Origin of the sequence: Thiohalomonas denitrificans (assembly GCF_016841685.1) — a bacterium.
GTDB classification, from domain to species: domain Bacteria; phylum Pseudomonadota; class Gammaproteobacteria; order Thiohalomonadales; family Thiohalomonadaceae; genus Thiohalomonas; species Thiohalomonas denitrificans_A.
The window spans coordinates 40,201-59,091 of the sequence record NZ_JAENYR010000017.1; the positions used below are offsets into that span (position 1 = coordinate 40,201).

At 57.8% G+C, this 18,891-nt stretch carries 14 protein-coding genes and 1 pseudogene; 6 read left to right on the top strand and 9 right to left on the bottom strand.

Annotated elements, in window-relative coordinates:
* Positions 1–11: 11 nt before the first annotated feature.
* On the bottom strand, positions 12–1,391 hold the full coding sequence (dbpA, locus tag Q7L05_RS05630; protein ID WP_303903207.1) for an ATP-dependent RNA helicase DbpA: 1,380 nt from the start codon (positions 1,389–1,391) through the stop codon (positions 12–14).
* Between the two features lie 339 nt (positions 1,392–1,730).
* Here dbpA and rapA point away from each other — a divergent pair, with 339 nt between their 5' ends.
* Positions 1,731–4,625 carry an RNA polymerase-associated protein RapA gene (rapA, locus tag Q7L05_RS05635; protein ID WP_303903210.1) on the top strand — a complete coding sequence of 965 codons (2,895 nt, stop codon included), beginning with the start codon at positions 1,731–1,733 and terminating at the stop codon, positions 4,623–4,625.
* Positions 4,626–4,747: 122 nt separating this feature from the next.
* On the top strand, positions 4,748–5,275 hold the full coding sequence (locus Q7L05_RS05640) for a CAP domain-containing protein (protein WP_303903212.1): 528 nt from the start codon (positions 4,748–4,750) through the stop codon (positions 5,273–5,275).
* Positions 5,276–5,392: 117 nt separating this feature from the next.
* Here Q7L05_RS05640 and Q7L05_RS05645 read toward each other — a convergent pair whose 3' ends face one another.
* The 3 genes from Q7L05_RS05645 to Q7L05_RS05655 all read right to left on the bottom strand — a co-directional run bounded on the left by Q7L05_RS05645 (position 5,393) and on the right by Q7L05_RS05655 (position 7,824).
* Positions 5,393–6,103: an rRNA pseudouridine synthase gene (locus Q7L05_RS05645; RefSeq protein ID WP_303903215.1), complete on the bottom strand. Its 711-nt coding sequence runs from the start codon at positions 6,101–6,103 to the stop codon at positions 5,393–5,395.
* A 68-nt stretch (positions 6,104–6,171) separates the two neighbouring features.
* Positions 6,172–7,419, bottom strand: coding sequence for an MFS transporter (locus Q7L05_RS05650; RefSeq protein ID WP_303903216.1), 1,248 nt, complete (start codon positions 7,417–7,419; stop codon positions 6,172–6,174).
* 48 nt (positions 7,420–7,467) lie between these two features.
* Positions 7,468–7,824, bottom strand: a complete 357-nt coding sequence (locus tag Q7L05_RS05655; RefSeq protein WP_303903218.1) for a hypothetical protein — start codon at positions 7,822–7,824, stop codon at positions 7,468–7,470.
* Positions 7,825–7,977: 153 nt separating this feature from the next.
* Here Q7L05_RS05655 and Q7L05_RS05660 point away from each other — a divergent pair, with 153 nt between their 5' ends.
* Positions 7,978–8,433, top strand: a complete 456-nt coding sequence (locus tag Q7L05_RS05660) for a VOC family protein (protein ID WP_303903221.1) — start codon at positions 7,978–7,980, stop codon at positions 8,431–8,433.
* Between the two features lie 118 nt (positions 8,434–8,551).
* Here Q7L05_RS05660 and Q7L05_RS05665 read toward each other — a convergent pair whose 3' ends face one another.
* A complete protein-coding gene (locus Q7L05_RS05665; RefSeq protein WP_303903223.1) occupies positions 8,552–8,983 on the bottom strand; it encodes a YciI family protein in 432 nt (143 codons plus the stop codon).
* A gap of 256 nt (positions 8,984–9,239) precedes the next feature.
* A complete protein-coding gene (locus Q7L05_RS05670; RefSeq protein ID WP_303903225.1) occupies positions 9,240–9,674 on the bottom strand; it encodes a GNAT family N-acetyltransferase in 435 nt (144 codons plus the stop codon).
* 280 nt (positions 9,675–9,954) lie between these two features.
* Between Q7L05_RS05670 and Q7L05_RS05675 the strand changes: the two genes are divergently transcribed.
* From Q7L05_RS05675 to Q7L05_RS05685, 3 genes are all read left to right on the top strand, one after another.
* Positions 9,955–10,092, top strand: coding sequence for a hypothetical protein (locus tag Q7L05_RS05675; RefSeq protein WP_303903228.1), 138 nt, complete (start codon positions 9,955–9,957; stop codon positions 10,090–10,092).
* Between the two features lie 556 nt (positions 10,093–10,648).
* The gene (locus Q7L05_RS05680) at positions 10,649–12,094 is read left to right on the top strand and encodes a sensor histidine kinase (RefSeq protein WP_303903231.1); all 1,446 of its coding nucleotides are present in this window, start codon (positions 10,649–10,651) and stop codon (positions 12,092–12,094) included.
* A gap of 708 nt (positions 12,095–12,802) precedes the next feature.
* A complete protein-coding gene (locus Q7L05_RS05685) occupies positions 12,803–14,824 on the top strand; it encodes an oleate hydratase (RefSeq protein WP_303903233.1) in 2,022 nt (673 codons plus the stop codon).
* 1,005 nt (positions 14,825–15,829) lie between these two features.
* Here Q7L05_RS05685 and Q7L05_RS05690 read toward each other — a convergent pair.
* From Q7L05_RS05690 to Q7L05_RS05700, 3 genes and pseudogenes are all read right to left on the bottom strand, one after another.
* Positions 15,830–16,924, bottom strand: coding sequence for a hypothetical protein (locus Q7L05_RS05690; protein WP_303903236.1), 1,095 nt, complete (start codon positions 16,922–16,924; stop codon positions 15,830–15,832).
* Between the two features lie 87 nt (positions 16,925–17,011).
* Positions 17,012–17,817, bottom strand: a pseudogene (locus Q7L05_RS05695) (amidohydrolase family protein).
* 389 nt (positions 17,818–18,206) lie between these two features.
* Positions 18,207–18,740 carry a hypothetical protein gene (locus Q7L05_RS05700; protein WP_303903241.1) on the bottom strand — a complete coding sequence of 178 codons (534 nt, stop codon included), beginning with the start codon at positions 18,738–18,740 and terminating at the stop codon, positions 18,207–18,209.
* Between the last annotated feature and the right edge of the window lie 151 nt (positions 18,741–18,891).

The window sequence follows — 18,891 nt, forward strand, 5'->3', positions numbered from 1 at the left end:
GGTTTTCAAGCTCAGTGCAGTGCCCGCACCTTGAAGCGCCGCCCCTTGATCTTCCCTTCCGACAGGACCCGCAGGGCCTTCTTGCGAATACTGCGTTCGATGGCCACGTAGGCCACGTGATCGAAGATATCCATCTTGCCCACCTTGTCAGCAGGCACTGCATTGTCTGCGGTAAGCGCACCGAGAATATCGCCGGGACGCACCTTCTGCTTGCGCCCGCCGTCGATGCAGAGAGTGACCATGGGTGAAGGCAGACTGAAGCCTTCGGGCAGATCGAGGCCCCGCACCTGCCCCAGCTGCACCTTGCTGTTTTGATACTCCTCGATAGCATTGACGCGGTAGGCCTCGGAGGGAATGAACAGGCTCAGTGCCACCCCTTTGCTACCGGCCCGACCGGTGCGGCCGATGCGATGGACATAGATCTCCGGATCCCGGGGCAGCTCGTAGTTGATAACCGCCTCGAGTTCCTTGATATCGAGACCGCGCGCGGCCACATCGGTGGCCACCAGCACCGGCACGCTCTTGTTCGAAAAACGCACCAGCACCAGGTCGCGCTCCTTCTGGTCCAGGTCGCCGTGCAACGCCAGCGCCTGAATCCCCCGCTGCTGGAGTTCTTCAGTGACCTCCTGACACTGTTGGCGCGTGTGGCAGAAGACAACCGTCGAAACCGGTCGGTGTTCCGCCAGCAACGCAGCAAGGGTCTTGGTGCGCTTGCCCTTGTCGACTTCGTAGAAGCGTTGCCTGATCTTCAGTTCACTGTGCTGCGACTCGACACTCACCTCCACCGGATCGCGCTGAAAGGCGCGGCTCAGCTCCCGGATCGTCGCCGGATAGGTCGCCGAGAAGAACAGCGTCTGGCGCTGCGACGGTGTGGCAGAAAGGATGACCTCCATATCGTCGTAAAAACCCATATCGAGCATGCGGTCCGCCTCATCGAGCACCACCGTCCTTACGCTCCCGAGCGTCAGGGTGCCCTTTTGCAAATGCTTGAGGACCCGCCCCGGCGTACCCACTACCACATGGGCGCCATGCTCCAGCGAACCGACCTGCGGCCCCAGGGGGGTGCCACCGCACAGGGTGACGATCTTGGTGTTGGCACTGGCGCGCGCGAGTCGGCGCAGTTCCCTGGCCACCTGATCGGCCAGCTCACGGGTAGGACAGAGCACCAGCGCCTGCACCGCAAAACACTGCCGGTCAAGCCTGTCCAACAGGCCAAGGCCGAAGGCGACCGTCTTGCCGCTACCGGTCTTCGCCCTGGCAATGAGATCGCTGCCGGCCAGTACATGAGGAAGCCCCTCGGCCTGGATCGGGGTCATTTGCTGATAGCCCAGCGAGTCGAGATTGCCGAGAACGGCGGGATCCAGCGGGAGGCAGGAGAAATTAGTATTCACGTGATGCTCTTGGCATTCCGGGGAACCGACACGGCGCCCGGGGAACGGTATGATAACAGCAGACGCGACCGATCGTCGGCGGGCTAACCGGATGAACTGCGGGAATCTTCATGTCCTCAGGAGGGCCTGGGCCGGCCGGAAGCTCCTCGGGATGCTGAACCGTCTTCATTTGATGTCCGGAACCATGACTGGTCATCTATCAATCAGGTGTTGAGCACATATCTTGGTACGCCACGGAACAGGATTCTCCCAAATAAACCGGACCACCGAAAGCACAACCCTGCGACCGCGCATCCAGATTCCTCTACCATATGGAGCCCTTTTCACTGAGACCCTGCGATGCATCACTTTACTCCCGGCCAGCGCTGGATCAGCGATACCGAACCGCAGATGGGGCTCGGCACGGTGCTTTCAGTCGAGCCGCGCACGGTCACGTTCCTCTTCCTCGCCATCGAGGAGGTCCGCACTTATGCCCGGCAAACGGCTCCGCTGAGCCGCGCGGCATTTGCTCCCGGCGACCGGGTACAGAGTCACGAAGGCTGGTTCCTGGAGGTACACTCGGTGATCGAGCGCGACGGGCTGCTCACCTATCGCGGCCAACACGAAAATGGCGATGAAGCCGAATTGCCGGAGGGAGAACTCGATAACCTGATGCAGTTGAACCGCCCGGCCGACCGGCTCTTTACCGGCCAAATCGACCCGGACAGGTGGTTTGTCCTGCGCCAGCGCACGCGCGATAAGGCAGCCGAACTGGCCTCCTCCGATCTCCACGGACTCACCGGCGCCCGCACCAGCCTTATCCCCCACCAGCTCTACATCGCCCATGAGATAGCCGATCGCTACGCACCGCGGGTGCTGCTGGCGGACGAAGTCGGGCTCGGCAAGACCATAGAGGCGGGACTGATCCTGCACTACCAGCTACTCAGCGAACGCGCCCGGCGCGTGCTGATTGTGGTACCGGAGAACCTCCAGCATCAATGGCTGGTGGAGATGCGGCGCCGGTTCAATCTGCGTTTCAGTCTGTTCGATGAGGGTCGCTGCCGTGCCGCCGAGGAGAGCGAAAACGGCGTCAATCCGTTTCAGACCGAACAGCTCGTTCTGTGTGACCTCGCGTTCCTGGCCGAACAGCCGACCCGTTTAGCGCAGGCGCTGGAGGCCGGCTGGGACCTGTTGGTGGTCGACGAGGCCCACCACCTGCAGTGGTCGCCCAATGCCGTCAGCCGCGAATACCGCTGCATCGAGCAACTCGCTAGACGCACCGCCGGCGCGCTGCTGCTCACCGCTACCCCCGAGCAACTGGGCAAGGAGGGCCACTTCGCCCGCCTGCGCTTGCTCGACCCGGATCGCTTCCCGGACTTCGACCGCTTTATTGCCGAGGAACAGGCCTACGAGCCGGTTGCCGCGGCAGTCGGTGAACTGCTGGCGGGCACTCCCTTGAGCGAAGCGGCCGAGGCCACCCTGCGCGGCACGGTCGACGAAGGTGACAATCAACCGCTGCTCGACGCACTGGCGTCCGGCGATTTCGAGACTTCAGGCAGCGCGCGCGAGGAACTGGTCGAGCACCTGCTGGACCGCCACTGCACCGGCCTGGTGCTGTTTCGTAATACCCGCGCTGCGGTCAAAGGCTTTCCCGCAAGGCAGCTCCACGCCATCCCGTTACCGCTGCCCGAAGCCTATGCCGAGACCTTCTCCGCCGTTCAGACCACAGGCGCCCGCGAAACGCCGCTGCTGCTCTGCCCGGAGCGGCTGTATCAGCGTGAAGGGGCTGCAACCCCCTGGACCCGCATCGACCCGCGGGTCGGGTGGCTTGTCGCCCGGCTCCAACAGCTGCGGCCGGAAAAGGTGGTGGTGATCACCGCCAGCATGGAGAGCGCCGGGGATCTGGCCGAGGCGCTGCGGGTTACGGCCGGCATTCAGGCGGCCCTGTTCCACGACGGGATGACCCTGCTGGAGCGGGACCGCTCCGCCGCCTTCTTCGCCGACCGGGAGTATGGCAGCCCGGTACTGATCTGCTCCGAGATCGGCTCGGAAGGACGCAACCTCCAGTTTGCACACCATCTGGTCCTGTTCGACCTGCCGCTCAATCCCGACCTGCTGGAGCAACGCATCGGCCGGCTGGATCGCATCGGCCAGAGCGAGACCATCCACATTCATGTCCCCTACCTCGAGGAGACTCCCCAGTCGGTCCTTTTCCACTGGTACCACGAGGGGCTCGGCGCCTTCGAGCATACCTGCCCCACCGGACACAGCGTATTCGTTCAGGTCGAAGCCGCGCTGGAGGAGGCACTGCACGATGTCGATGCCGACACCGAAAGCCTCCCTGCCCTCATCACCGCCACGCGGCAACTGAACGAGCGCCTGCTGGACGCCCTGCACCGCGGCCGTGACCGCCTGCTCGAATACAGCTCGTGCCGACCGCAGCGGGCCGAGGCGCTGACCCGGCGGGCACGCACCGAGGCCGCCGCCGGCGAGACCGATCTGCTGAGCTATCTGGAAGAGCTGTTCGATGCCTTCGGTGTCGAGCTGGAGGAGCACAGCGAGCACGCCTTCATCATTCGTCCCGGCGCACAGATGCAGGAACCATTCCCCGGTCTTCCGGAAGACGGTCTTACCTTCACTTGTCATCGCGATACTGCGCTCGCCAATGAAGATATCGAGTTCTTCACCTGGGAACACCCACTCGTCCTGCGGGGGATGGAGATGGTACTGAGCGGCGAACGCGGCAATACCGGCATCACCGCGGTCAAGCATCCCCGCATCAGACCGGGCACCCTGCTGCTGGAAGGCATCTACCTGTTGGAGAGTGCGTCGAGTCGGGCGGTGCAATCCGGCCGTTATTTGCCCCCGTCCAGGATACGGGTGGTGGTCGACCCCCAGGGAGGCGACCACGCCGCTGAACTATCGGAGTCGTCGCTGAACACCAATGGTACTGCGGTGGAGAGCGAAACCGCCCGGGAAATCGTGAATGCCTATAGGCAACCGCTGCGCGACCTGCTCCGGCACAGTGAAGCGGCGGCACGCCGGCGTATCCCTGAGCTCCTGGAGCAGGCCGGGCATCGCCTTCACCAGATTTTGGATCGGGAAATCGACCGCATGCACGCCCTACGGCAGGTCAACCCGAATGTGCGTGAAGAGGAGGTATACTATCTGGAGCGCCAGCGAAAGGCGGCAGGAAAGGCCATCGACTCGGCGGTTCTGCGCCTCGATGCGCAGCGGGTGATCGTGGGGACATGACCGTCGTATTCTGCACCCGGATGCCTGCGGTCGACTCCCCGGATCGGATGGGAAGGTGAGCACCGTACAGCTGCATTTACCTGGAGGTCGCAGACACTATTCGGATAAAGGACACTCGCCCCATGAAGACCGCCTACATCGCCGTGTGGATACTGACCACCGCTCTGTGGTGGCCGACCATTGTTCTCGCGGAGGGGCTTGTAGACCCCGAATCGATGCTGTCCGAACACAATGCGATCCGCAGCCAGCACGAACTGCCGCCCCTGCGCTGGTCTCCCTCGCTTGCCGAAGATGCCGCCGCCTGGGCAGACCATCTGGCCGAACAGGAATCCTGTCGGATGGTCCACGGCGAATCCGGCCAGGGCGAAAACCTCTTTTGGGCCAGTCCCCGGCGCTGGTCCGACGGCAGGACCGTCATTCAGCCCATCGAACCTGAAGAGGTGGTGCAGCACTGGGCGGCCGAGCAGGCGTTCTACGATTACGCCACCAATACCTGCCGGAGTGGCGAACAGTGTGGGCACTACACCCAGATCGTCTGGGAAGAGACCGAAGAGGTCGGCTGCGCCAAACGGATCTGTCCGGACCAGTCGCAACTCTGGGTCTGCCGCTATCATCCGCCGGGGAATGTCGTCGGCCGGAAGCCGTACTGACACAATCCCCTGCTAAAAAACCAGACTCGGTTGTTCCAGAACAGGCCGGTATCCGCCTGCTCCCGTCGATGAACCTGCGGTGCGGCCCTACGGACAGGGCCGCGCCTGTTTCCGTTACTAAAACCGCTCCCAATGGCCCATATAGCGCCACTCCCCCGCCGGCAGCTTCGCCATCGGCAGCCGGCCGATACGGATCCGCTTCATCGCCACCACCTTGAGCCCCACCTGTTCGCACATATGGCGGATCTGGCCCGGCCGGGGATCCTTGAGCGCAAAACGCAGTCGGGTTTCATTCTGCCAACTGACATTGATACGCGGCAATACCCGGCCCTCAAAATCAAGTCCGTGCTGAAGCCGTTCGAGCCCGTCCGGCGCCAGCGTACCGGCCACCTCGACGATGTACTCCTGTTCGAATCGGTCGGCATCTTCGGTGAGCTTTCGCATCAGGCGTCGGTCCTGGGTAAATACGGCCAGGCCACCGGCGCCCGGCTGCAGCGGCAACATCGGGGAGAGGCGTGCGAAGTGGCACTTGAGTACACGCCGTTCGCTCGGATCATCCGGCGAGTGCGAGGCGCGCGAAATCAGCTGCAGCGCGCTGTCCGGATCCACCTCCGACGGCTGGTTCAGCAGAAGCGTCACCGGTTCAAGGGGCACGGCCTTCGCCTGCGGGTCCACCTCGATTTTTTCGTCGGTGACCCTGAAGTGCGGCTCTTCCACCACCACCCCATCCACCCGCACCCAAGCGCCTTTGATGTAGAGCTCGGCCTCGCGGCGGGAACACGGCAGCAAACGGGCAAGGCGCTTGGAGAGGCGGAGACTTTCAGTCATGACACGGCATCCTGGTTGGCAAGCGGCCATTGTAACCGGTACGGATTCGAAGGTATTCGGAACCGTGGCTATTTACCCTCCCCCGAAGTCGCATCCGAAACCGCATGCTCCCGACGGGCCAGCAGAACAAAAGGCAGCGCCAGAAGCGACACGCCCGCCCCTAACACATAGGAGATCGCATAACTCCAGACGTCGGCTGCCCGACCCAGCGCAGGCTGCAGCACCACGCCTCCGCTGGAGCTGAGCAGATTATCGAAAGAGAGCACCGTCGCCCTCTCCACGGACGGGATCAAACCGTTGATGAAGGCCTGACGGACCGGATAGCTGATCGCGTCCACAACTGCCCACAGCGTCAGCAACACCAACGCGATCCAGAACACCGAGGTAAAGCCGATTAGCGCCAATGCTCCCGCCCCCGTGAGGTAGGTGAAAAAGACCAGCGTGGTCCTGCGCCCGAACGCCCGTCGCACATACGGCACCAGGAAACCGCCCACAATCTGCGCACCGGCAAAAATCGCCGCCGCCAGCCCGGCGATGGCGTAGGACTCTTCCCTGCCGTAGAGAGCGAGCAGGTAGGGTTGCATGGCATAGAAGGCGTAATAACCGACACCGGCCACAAAAAGTTCCGCCAGCATCAACCAGCGTACCGGCGGGTTTCGAAATCCATGGGTCAATGAAGAGCTGAAAACCCCGCGCACCTCACCTGACACAGAGGCGCCACTTCGCCTGGTAAAGCCATAATCATGCATCAGGGCATAGGCCACCAGAAAGGTCAGACCCAGCATGAGCGCACGCAAAAGGTAAGGCACCCCAAGATGGGTCAGCTGAGCCACCACACCGCCGCTCACCGTCCCAATCAGCATGGCGATACCTCCGGCGATCTGCCCTTTGGCGAAGGCTGCATCGAGCGTCCCCCGATAGTCAGCAAACTTCAGGGCATCGACCAACCACGCTTCGGTGGCGCCGCTGAAGAAGGTAAAGCCAAGTCCAAGAGCGATTGAAGTAATCGCCCACGCCCAGAACGGGCCTTCGATCTCCCAGAGCAGGAGGTACAAGGCCGTCGACACAAACAGCGTAAGCGCGCCGAGCAGATAGGAGACCCGTCGGCCAAACGCATCGGCAACGACACCAGTGGGCACCTCGAACAGTACCTGACCGACGGTAAAGAATGCGTTGGCAGCAAAAGCCTCGGTGATACTGAGGCCCGCATCCAGCAGGAACAGCGTATTGATGCCCCAGATGAACGAAAAAGAAAAGGTCGAGAGCACGGTCAGCGTGAGGTAGGTATTGAGGATCTGCCGCGCGGTGACTCTCATTTGCTCCAGTATAGAGTGTTTGTCCCTTCGTCCCTTTTATCCAGCGGTTCAATCCACCAGCAGCTTCACCTGCACTTCCGCCGTTGCTTTATCAAGCTCGATTTCCACCTCGCAGTATTCACTCAGTTCATCGACAGGGGTGGGGTCGTCGGCACAGCTGCAACCGGCAATGATGCTCGAGTAATGGATGCCGACCCTTGCACGAATAATCCCGGGGCTATCCGATATTCCGAGGATCATCACCTCAAACTGATCGCCACTCACATAGCTACCGTGTGATAGCCCCTGTTGCAGGAGTAATGCATCGGGATCCAGTTGCTCCAGCTCCAACTTGAGGGTGCCAGTGAAATCCGAGGTTCCCCAGGCAGCAACGACTTGCGGCAATCCAGAAAGCGGTACGCTCATTTCTCCTCCACGTTGGCGGTTTTCCTGGCTGACCACCAGCTTTTTCCTCGATTCGCCCAGAGGCTGGGCTCCTTCGGGATGAACAAAATTTGCTCGTCGATGTGAGCCCCGGAGTGGCCTAAACTGGCAGCAAAGCCCACTGAGAAGAGTGCCATGCCTACGATAAAAGGACGCCCGGAGGGGATAAATTGGCTCGTCCCCTATCTCACTGTCGCCGATGCCGAGGCTTCGCTCGATTTCTACCACCGTGCCTTTGGCTTCGAACCAGAGGATCCTGTGGCCGGACCCGAAGGCGGTATCATGCATGCGAGCATGAAATACCAAGGCGCGACCGTCATTATGTTTTCGCCGGAAGGGGCCATGGGTGATCAGAAAATGCGCACGCCGGTGCACATGGGCGTAGAACTCCCGATCAATCTCTATGTCTACTGCCCGGACGTGGATGCACTGGCTGCGCAGGCGCGCGATGCCGGCGCCGTGATCCTGCAGGGACCGGAGGACATGTTCTGGGGTGACCGCTGGGTGGGACTCCGTGATCCGGACGGGTATTTTTGGTCCTTCGCCACCAACATCGGCCCGTTCGACGCGTCCAGGATACCGCAGGGCTGAGCGCTTTTGTCCACCTGGCTGGATAGAAGTTCCGAAATGGTATCCCTTTACTCCCTTCTCCCTCAGCGCGAAGGTTAGGATGAGGGGGAGTGATGGACACCATTTCTGAACACGTATTTTAGTGCTGCGTCCCCTTCCCGATCTGTTCGGCACGGGCACGCTGCCGCTCCTCTTGCGCCCGCAACTCGGGCGTGAATTCGGCCCCGAAATCCTCAGCCTCAAACAGCGGGCGCAGTTCAATCTCGGTGTCCTGCATGGGTGAACGCTTGATCCAGTCGATCGCCTCTTCCAGTGACCCCACCTTCCATAGCCAGAAGCCCGCCATCATATCGTCCGTAAGCCCGAAAGGTCCATTGGTGACGGTGGCGTCCTTGCCGGAAAAGCGCACACGCACCCCTTTCGAGGTCGGGTGCAGACCCTCCCCCGCGAGGATCACCCCGGCATCAACGAGTTCCTCATTGAATTGCCCCATTGTCTTGAGCTCTTCTGTGGTTGGCATCAAGCCAGCCTCGGAATCTTTGGATGCTTTGACAATCACCATTACGCGCATTGTGATTAACTCCTTGGTTGAATTGGACTGCAGCCTTCCATGATTGCTGGTGTTATGCACGAAGGCCCCTTACCAACATAAAGAATAGGAGCTGGACGGCCTTGATGTTTTTTTTTAGCCGGAAAGATGACGACCGCCTCCTCCCTATGGTGGCGGAGGTGATTGGGACCGCTGCAATCTGCGGCATAGTCAAGCTCGAGGGGCGCAAAACAGATTGGAGTGGACTCTCCTCTTCCACCAACTAACAGCGCGTCCATCACGCCTTACTGGGCGACAGACTCTCTACGAAATGAAAGCCGCCTTTCGACATGCCCTCACGTTCGTAAAATCTGTGCGTGTCTTCTCTTTGAAGGCCTGAATCCAGGTGCAATTGCTTGCAATTTTCAGACACTGCATATTCACGCAACCATAACAGCAACTTAGCACCGTAACCCTTCGAGCGGTGCTTTTTGGAAGTAACCAGATCGTCGACGTAAAGGAAGCGCCCCCATGCAAGGCTCTCTCCAATTCTGAACCCGGCTACCGCAACAATCTCCTTTTCCGCTTCCGCGGCCACCAACCTGTAACCGCTTTTCTCTTGGCGCCGTACTCGAGAAACAAACTCGTTTTCAGGAACGTGCGGCCGAAGCTCCCGCATCACGGGATAGCAAGCGGCGATCTCTCTATCTGTTCCGGCCTGACCTATCTTCATGGTTTTCGCTTTCCAGACGCCGACGCAGTAGGAACACTGATTACCCGGCCCCCATCCCAAGCCATTGCCATCCTCGCCCAGTTCTGAGGACCTGTAAACCCGCACCGCCATCAAGGAATAGATGCCATACCCAAGCTAAGGAAAGCCTTCGTCTCGCTTGAGACCACCCCTACTCTCAGTGCGTCGCCCGTGGTGTACGCCGCGCCCTCCCCTGTGGTGAAGAGCCGTCTCGGGCAGCAGCTTTCGAGCATCGCCGACGCTGCGCGCCGACGGTATCCGCATGATGGTCAAGCCGGTTCCGGGTGAAGAGCCGGAAGCCGCCGACGGCGTACAGCGCTGGAAGGCTGATCTTCGTTTGGAACTCGAACAGGGACTCCGAGTCGGCTATCGAGGATTTTACTTCTGCGATACGGGTTGATATGGCACCTCTAACCTTGGTTTCGTGCCGAACGGTCGCTAATTTCCGCTTTGCGACCAAAAAAAGCCCGAATTTTTTTCCGCAATTCAGGATCCAAAGAGAGCAAATGGGTGACCCCCATCTTCTACTACCCCGGAGGAACCTCCAAAAACCACCTGACCGGCTTAAAGAGGCATTAGCGACAAAGGCTTCGGTGATACTCAGGCCCGCATCCAACGACAAAAGAGCGTGTTGATTCCCCGGATGGGCGAGGAGAAAAAGGTCGAGAGTGCCGTGAGCGTGAGGTAGATCTTGAGGTTCTGTCCGGACGTCACCGGACGTTACTTCTATCTGCCTCGGTATTAAGCTTTCGGCTTTTCGTCCCCCCAGCCACTCCCAGGCGAAAGCTTTCTGGACCGTTGCCGCACTGCGGCTCCCCGGAATCGCTCCGCAGGCTGAGAAAATGACACTTCAGCAACAGTTGATACTATTAAATGAGTGTTGCGAATCGGCGGCATCATACATGCAAGAGCGCCTCCGGAAAGGGACATTCCCATGCTAAGCCCGAGTGGGAGCTATGGCAGGACGGAATGAAAAGAGGAACAAGTCAGTCCGTGACCACGCGCCGCACGACGCGTTGATCCTCGCTGAACAGGTCCGACAGCTTTACGCCATGGCCCCAATAGGCTTCGCGGCAAGCTTGATCAATTCGCTGATTGTATTCTTCGTCACCAAGAATGTGATCGGCTACTCGTTCATTGTCCCTTGGCTTGTGGGTGTCTGGATGATCACCCTCCTGCGCATTGCCCTCAGGGTACGGTTTCAATCCGTTCCCTTCGAGCCCGAAACGGCGCCACTATGGAAGAAACGGTTCCTGGTTTCGGTTTTCCTCGCTGGACTCGCCTGGGGGAGCATCGGCCTTTTCACACTCGGGGAAATCTCCTCAGCCTACCAAGTCTTTCTTGCCTTTGTGGTCGGAGGCATGGCGGCAGGCGCCTCTTCCTCCTTCGCCATGGTGAAGTATGGTTATGCCGCCTACAGCTTCCCCGCTCTCCTCCCCCTTGCCGTGCATTTTGTTTATTTACAGGACGCCTTTCACTACGCCATGGCAGTGATGATCCTTTTGTTTGGAGTACTGCTCTGGAGGATGTCCCTGCACAACTATTCGGTCAACAGGACATCACTGCTGCTGCGCTTTGAAAACCTGGGGATGATCGACAGACTGAAGACAGCGAAAGAACATGCGGAGGAACTCAACGTGCAGATGGTCGCAGAGATGAATGCCAAACTCAACGCGGAAGCTGAACTTAAACGATCACATGAGCACCTCGAACGCGTTGTCGAGGAGCGGACCGCAGACCTCAGCACGGCAAACAGGGAACTGGAACAATTCGCCTACGTCGCCTCCCACGACCTGAAGGCACCGCTGCGGGCGATATCCAATCTCGCACTGGTCATCGACGAAGATGCCACCGATCGGCTCGATGCAGAAAACCGCCGGCGCCTCGAGCTACTCCGCAAGCGTGTGGAGCGCATGGATGCTCTCATCGAAGGAATGCTCGCTTATGCCCGGCTCGGCCAGCCGTCCGCTGGAACTTCAAGCGTGGCACTTGCCGACGTCCTTACCGAGCTGACCGGTGAACTGCCGCTGCCCGCGGGCTTCGTTGTGGAATGGAAGGAGCCGTTGCCGCACCTAAATGCCAACCCGGCACATGTGCGGCAAATCTTCCAGAATCTCATTTCCAACGCGGTTCAGCATCACGATCGTTCCTCCGGCCACATCCGTGTTCGTGCTCGCGAGGTCGGAGACTATTGGCACTTGGAAGTGGCCGACGACGGACCGGGTATTCCCGAAGAGGAGCGACAACAGGTGTTTCGCATGTTCGCCACTGGCGACAAAAGAAGCCACACCGGAATTGGCCTGGCGGTGGTACGAAAGCTCGCACAGGGTTACGGCGCTCAGGTGGAAGCTCTGCCAAATCGCCCGCGCGGCACCGTCATTCGGATGGCTTGGCCGAAGTAATCACCGTTTCGGGCTTGTTTACTTGGACACCCACCACAAGCTTGCCGGCAAAACCGCATTCTGCGATGGTGATTTGGACTAACGGAAAAACCCGGGGTAAGGAAATGCCCAAGCCAAGTAGAAGCCCCGTGGCGCTCGAAGCGACACCCTACTAATCTCCCGCTGCGTTCGCCGTGCCTTTCTCGGCAATTGCTCCTGCATTGCTCTACCACCTACATCCATGTAGGTGTCTGCGGCGAGGAGTTACTTTCTCCGACCTTGCGCGCCAGGCGCAGTATTCGCTGGGTGCGACACCGTACAGCGAACACCATTTTCCAACATTTCTACCGTTACGGTTCTTCTCGATGAGTTTGAAAGGCGAAGCTGTATCGCTGGCAAATGGAGCATAGGAATGGCCAGCTACGGGAAAATAAGCACATGAAGCCAGAGAAAGTTCCTTCCAAAAGAAGGTCAGATCGAGCGGTTCCCACCCAGGAAATGCGAGACAAGCACACCGCTGCTGAAAAGCGAATCAAACAACTGGAGCGAGAGCTAAAAAACCGCAACGAGGAGCTCGATCTGTGAGCAATATCTAGCCCTGCCCAATACATACCATGCTGGCTGGAGGGTATGCACAAATATTGCAAAGTAACTTTTTGATCGCCCTTCGGTGCGCTACCCTATGTGATACTAGGCGCCTCACATATTTCTTCAAGATGGGAAAGCACTATGGTCCGCCGCAACGCATCCCGCGTCGATACCTCTCGCCTGAAAACGCACGTCAACGCCATGGCGGAACAGATCGTCGACGTAACCCCGGATGCCTCATCCCGGCATTTGCACAATGGCGTAGACACACCACTGCCACCCGCCGACCTGCATGGCAGCTATGTCAATCATCGCCCGCTGCCCACCGAAGGCATCGAGAATCGCCATGCCTACATTGTTGGCAGCGGAATCGGCGGCCTGTCCGCGGCCTTTTTCCTGATCCGTGACGGCCACATGCCGGCGGAGAATATCACCATTCTGGAATCCCAAAAGGTCGAGGGAGGCGCACTGGATGGCGCGGGCAATGCCGACGAGGGCTATATCGTTCGAGGTGGCCGCGAAATGGAGATGACCTACCAGAACTTCTGGGACGTTTTCTCCGAAATACCGGCACTCGAGTTGCCGGAACCCTTCACCGTGCTCGACGAGTACCGGATCGTTAACGATGCGGACAAGAACTGGTCAAAAGCCCGGCTGCTGGAAAAACAGGGACAGGTCGGGGATTTCTCAACCATGGGGCTCAGCCGACTGCAGCAGCTCGAGCTGGTCCGGCTTTTCCTCGCACGCAAGCAAGACCTGGACGACGTCACGGTCGAGGAATGGTTCAGTGAAGGCTTTCTTGGCACCAACTTCTACACTTTCTGGCGCACCATGTTCGCCTTCCAGAACTGGCATTCCGTGCTCGAAATGAAGCTGTACATGCACCGTTTCCTGCATCTGATGGACGGGCTGAATAATATGACATCGCTCGTCTTTCCCAAGTACAACCAGTACGACAGCTTTGTGCGCCCGTTGATGAGTTGGCTGAAGGATCAGGGCGTCAACATTCAATACGACACGATTGTGCGTGATTTGGATATGGATATCCGCGGCGAGTCCAAAACCACTACCGCGATCCAGTGCCACACCACCGACGGCGAGGAGACCATCAAGGTGGACCCGTGCGATCTGGTGTTCGTCACCGTCGGCTCGATTGTAGAGGACACCGCTTTCGGGACGGACGACACGGTGCCCGAACTGAGGGTCAACCAGCCAGACCCACAGACTGGCTCAAGCTGGCAGCTGTGGAAAAAACTCGCCGAGAAATCCCCCGACTTCGGGCGGCCCGAGAAATTCTGTGCCGACGTGCCCAGTTCAACCTGGGAATCTGCAACACTGACGTGCAAGCCCTCCGCCCTGACCGAGAAAATCAAGGAACTGGCGGTCAACGATCCCTATTCCGGGAAAACTGTAACCGGCGGCATCGTTACCTTCACAGACTCGGCCTGGTTGATGAGCATGACCGTCAACCGCCAGCCACACTTTCCGGACCAGCCCGCCGACGTGATCGTGCCGTGGGTGTATGCCTTGTTCATGGACAAGCCCGGCGACTACGTAAAAAAGCCGATGCCGGAATGCACCGGCGAGGAAATCCTGACGGAGCTGTGCTACCACCTCGGCCTTATCGAACAGGTAGACCACGTCATTGCGGCCACCAAAGTCCGAACCGCACTGATGCCCTACATCACCGCCCAGTTTATGCCCCGTGCGCAGGGAGACCGCCCCTGGGCCGTGCCGGCAGGCTCCACCAACCTCGCCTGCCTCGGCCAGTTCGTTGAAACCCATAACGACGTGGTGTTTACCCTGGAAAGCTCGGTTCGCACCGCCCGCACCGGTGTCTACAGCCTGCTTGACCTCAAAAAGCAGGTGCCCGACATTTACCCCGGCCAATACGACATCCGCAGCCTGCTGCGCGCCACACGCACACTGAACAATGACGAGGCATTCCTTGGCGAGGGCTTGCTGCGCCGGCTTCTGGCGGGGACCTATCTCGAGAATATCCTGCCCCTTGGCCCCGGTGAAACACCCGATGACCTGAAAGGCCCCGGCATGTTCGAGCAACAACTGACCAAGTTGCGTGAACTGGTCGAAGACAACCATTCACTGGAGACCGCAAAGGAATGGCTCCAGGAAGTTATAGACAGCCTCCGCAAACGGCACTGAGGGCGCAGGCATCGATGACCTGGCAGCCTTCCGTTGCCAGGCAAACGGTCCTTCGAGAACCCGTAATATAATTTTGGGTTCAGGTCCTGTGTTTCGCGCACTTTAAAGACGGAAAAGGGAACGGAGGAATAACGCGCGGTACGGGACCTGCTTCGCCGGCGGCGCTTCCCGTGCGCCAGCGTTCCCTTCACCATTTAAGCCTTCAAAGCCTCATAGCCCAAGTGACCACACTCGCCCGTTCTTTCCCTGACTTCCCGGCCAGAACAACCCCGGACCTCACGCAGCCTATCTATGTCAACAGGATTCTTATCCGTGCCGCTTCGGCGCGTGAGGCCCCGAATAGCTGATCCGAGTCCGCCGAAATCAGCTCGCGGAAACCGCCTGCCGGCCACCGCTTACGATGGGTGTCTATGTAGTTACTGTTATTCGGTTAATATGCTTGCTGTTCAATTGTTTTCCGGGCTTCGGGATAACAGACTTCAACAATGTTCTTGCTCGGCGTGCGAAAGAGGGAAGTTCTTCCGCCTCTTTGCGCCTTGGGGCCTGCCACGACTGGCAAATTGGATTCGTTAATCTTCCTCACCCAACCGTCAAACTCCGACTTCGGACACGCTGAGCGCTAGGTGCGCCATTGTGAATGCTAAACCATCGTAATCAGGATTCTCTATCAGCCCAATCACCGGTCCCTCTTTCGATTCTACATACGCCTGCCGGGGAGACTCCCTTTTTTTTGGAAAAAGTCACAACTCAATAAATCCGATGAAAAACTGGATTTCTCTTTCCAGGGAAACGGCATTAAGCGCTACGTAGTCGATATTCGTGCGAAATACTCTTCTGCCGAACGACTGGTTCAGGCGCGCACTAAAGTGGCCTACCAAAGATTCATCTCAACTGAAGTTCACGCCAGAACTCAATGGTTAGAGGCCTAGCTCCAAAAAGTTCGACATACAGTCTTCGAAAACCTTAAGGTGACTCGCTCCAGAACTGCCTAATCGCATGATCGGGTTAGTTACAGTTACCGCTCAAACCCAGTCCATCACGGTGTGTCGCTGCCTCTATGAAGCTCGGTGACCGGAACAGAGACTCGAAGAGGGGTATCGTTCCGGAATTGATGAATTTTAGGTCGCCGTCGATGGACCCCACATAGTAAATAGCGGCATCTTCCCAGCTTTCTGTCGATGAGACATAAAGTATGCCGTGGTCCCGCCCTCCCAAGTACCCCAATACCTCGCGTCCGACCACGTCACGTATCCAACGCGTCGCATCGACACCTGTCTTCGGGAGCGACTCTACCCACACTTTGCTTTTCGCTGAATGTAATGCCCGGAAATTTTCAAAATCTCCGGACTTTAAGGCGGAAACGGCACGCTGATACAGAGCGAAGGCGGGATGACCTCCCAGATCGGCCCCGATGACCACCTCCGGGATGCCAATACAAACACCTTTAGTGTTCTCCTGCCCTACCCGACCACTCAGCGGAAACTTGACGGCTGCCGGGCCCAGTCCTACTGCTGCAGAAGACCCGTACCGGTGCGGCGACCTCTGATACTGACTCAACCACTTATCGAGCAATTGATACTCCGCAGACTCTAGCCCCTTCGGGATGTAGTAGAGTTTTCCGGAAGTCGTCTGCCGAATGTCGAAAACAGGATTTAGCGTCTTCTCCCCAAGCTTCGCGCTCAATACAAACAGTTCACCATCGGACAGCGCTACCCGTTTTTCAACTTTTTTGTCACCTAGCCGCTGCCACAGGCCGAACCCGCTATCGAGGAAGCCCTTGGTTTCGGCGGTGTTCAGCTTCTCTGGTACAAGACCTAGCAGTTTCTCGATGTCGGCCGAGCCCAGTGCTTTGAGAATGACGGACAAAAGCCGTTCCTCAGGTGTTGTTGTTGTTGCGTAAAACGCATCCAGACTCATTCCGTACTCGTACTCCCTTACCAGTAGAGAAAATTCACTTGGCTGAAATCCATTATCGACGGGGAACGGTACAGGATAGGCGTGTCGCGACTGTGCGGCTGCGTTCAGGGAGAGGGTCGCTATGGCTACGGTGCATATGGTAACTATCCAGTTCATCGATCCCTTGGTTCCGAGGGTCAGCATGTTTACCTCTAACGCCACGCATCACCGGCAGCGAAAAGCAGAGCGAGGAAAGAGCGGCGCTTTTTGCTGTCCGAGTGCATGTGATTGTTAGCTGATTGCGGGTTTATAAAGTTTGATAGCATTTTTGCTAAATACCTTTTTTGCAGCCTCAACCCCGATAACATCCGCTACCTTAGCTATATCACTATCCTGAAATGGGGTTGGCGCTCTTATTGATGGTAAATCCGTTCCGAACATCAATGAATCGGGGTTTGTGTTATAGAGCTCAGCTATGGCATGCAGGGCATCAAAGTCAATACGACCGAAACGGTAGCTTTTATTTTCACACCGTTACCCGCAAGCTTGAGCAAATGAGCAAACCCAGACTTGCTCATACCAAGATGATCAATGCTCACGGATGGCAGTTGTATCAATGTGGTAGACAAGTATTCAAGTGCAGCTGAATCAACGTACAATTCGATATGCCAGCCAACCAAGTCATGAACTCGTTTTGCCATTGACACCATGTGTTCAAGCGTTTCAGAGCCACCGCGATACAGATTAAATCTCAACGCCCTCACCCCAGTTTCATGAAGTTCAATTATACATTCATCGGTAGTTGTATATGGCAGTTGCGTAACACCTACAAATGTAGGCCCCAAAGCATTTAATGCGGATACCAGATACCCTTGGTCGAACGCTTGAAAGGAACCAGAAACGATTGCACCACCTACAAGGTTATACTTTGACAACCTCGCTAAATAATCTTCGTGCGTAAATGCCTCAGGTAGATAGCCATTATTCGGCACCAACGGATAACGTGGATCGATAATATGGAAGTGGCTATCGAATAATTCAAATTCGTCTAACAAATATATGCTCCTCTCCGTATACCAATGCCCAGCTTTCTTCATACAGCTAACGCTAAAACTCAGCAGCGCCGCTTTTTCGGGTCGACTGGAGTGATGGAATGGACTCCTCCCGCCCTTTTTTCGGCATCATAGTGCCACACGAGTGAACGAAGACAGGGAGGAATCCACTATGGAGCATTAAGTGATCGCCATCGACCTGGCAAAAGACGTGTTTGAGCTGCAGACTTAAAGAAGGCACCCCGATCGGCTCGGAGGTCAGTCACTGGCAGCGCACATGCTGCATCGTATATTCGACTATTCATCAGCCGGTTGTATTCCGCAAACAACCGAAAGTGATCTGTCATGCTCATAGTGCGTCCATTTCAACATAAAGCCCAGCTGCACCCGCGGCCCACGAGCGCGTCGGGTGGAAGCGATGGTTGGGCGTCGCCTCAGCGGATACCGGAATGCTCATTAGTAACAGCTCCGACAAAAGCCTTTATAGCGCTGGCCGATTTCAAGTGATGCACTCGCTTGTGAGTGGCCTGCTCTGCAACCAACTGCCGGTATTTGGGTGTCAGTTTTTCATGACAGAGCCGAAGTACTCGATAGCTGTTCAATGTGCTGCTCCATATTGGACTGTTCTCGGGCCACCCCTCGGGCGTGACGATTAAGCCCTTTACGAGACGCTTTGTCACCCAGACGTAATGCGTGAATAGCGATAGATCGACGTAGATCAGCGTGTCAGCAGCCGAAAAACGTTCCCAGGCTGATGGCACGCAGCCGAACCCGTCAATGATCCACTCGTCTCCGCGTAGCAGTTCGGAATGAATCTGAAGGTACTCGTTGTGAGGCACCTCACCGCCACCAGGCCTGTATTTAATGGTGTCGAGTGAGTGCAGCGGCAAACGGGTAATGCCGGCCAGTTGCCGAGCGAGCGTTGATTTACCGCCGCCAGCGTTGCCAAAAACTGCAACTCGCCTCATCTCAGACACTCTACTCACTGAGCTGTTCTCCATGACGCCCAACGACTAAGCTCAGCCGCGGAAGGCCGCGTAGCGGCCTGACGTCGGATGGAGCGCATAGTTGGACGAAGCCGCTACGCGGCAGAAAAGATAAGCGCGGGGACGTAAGCTC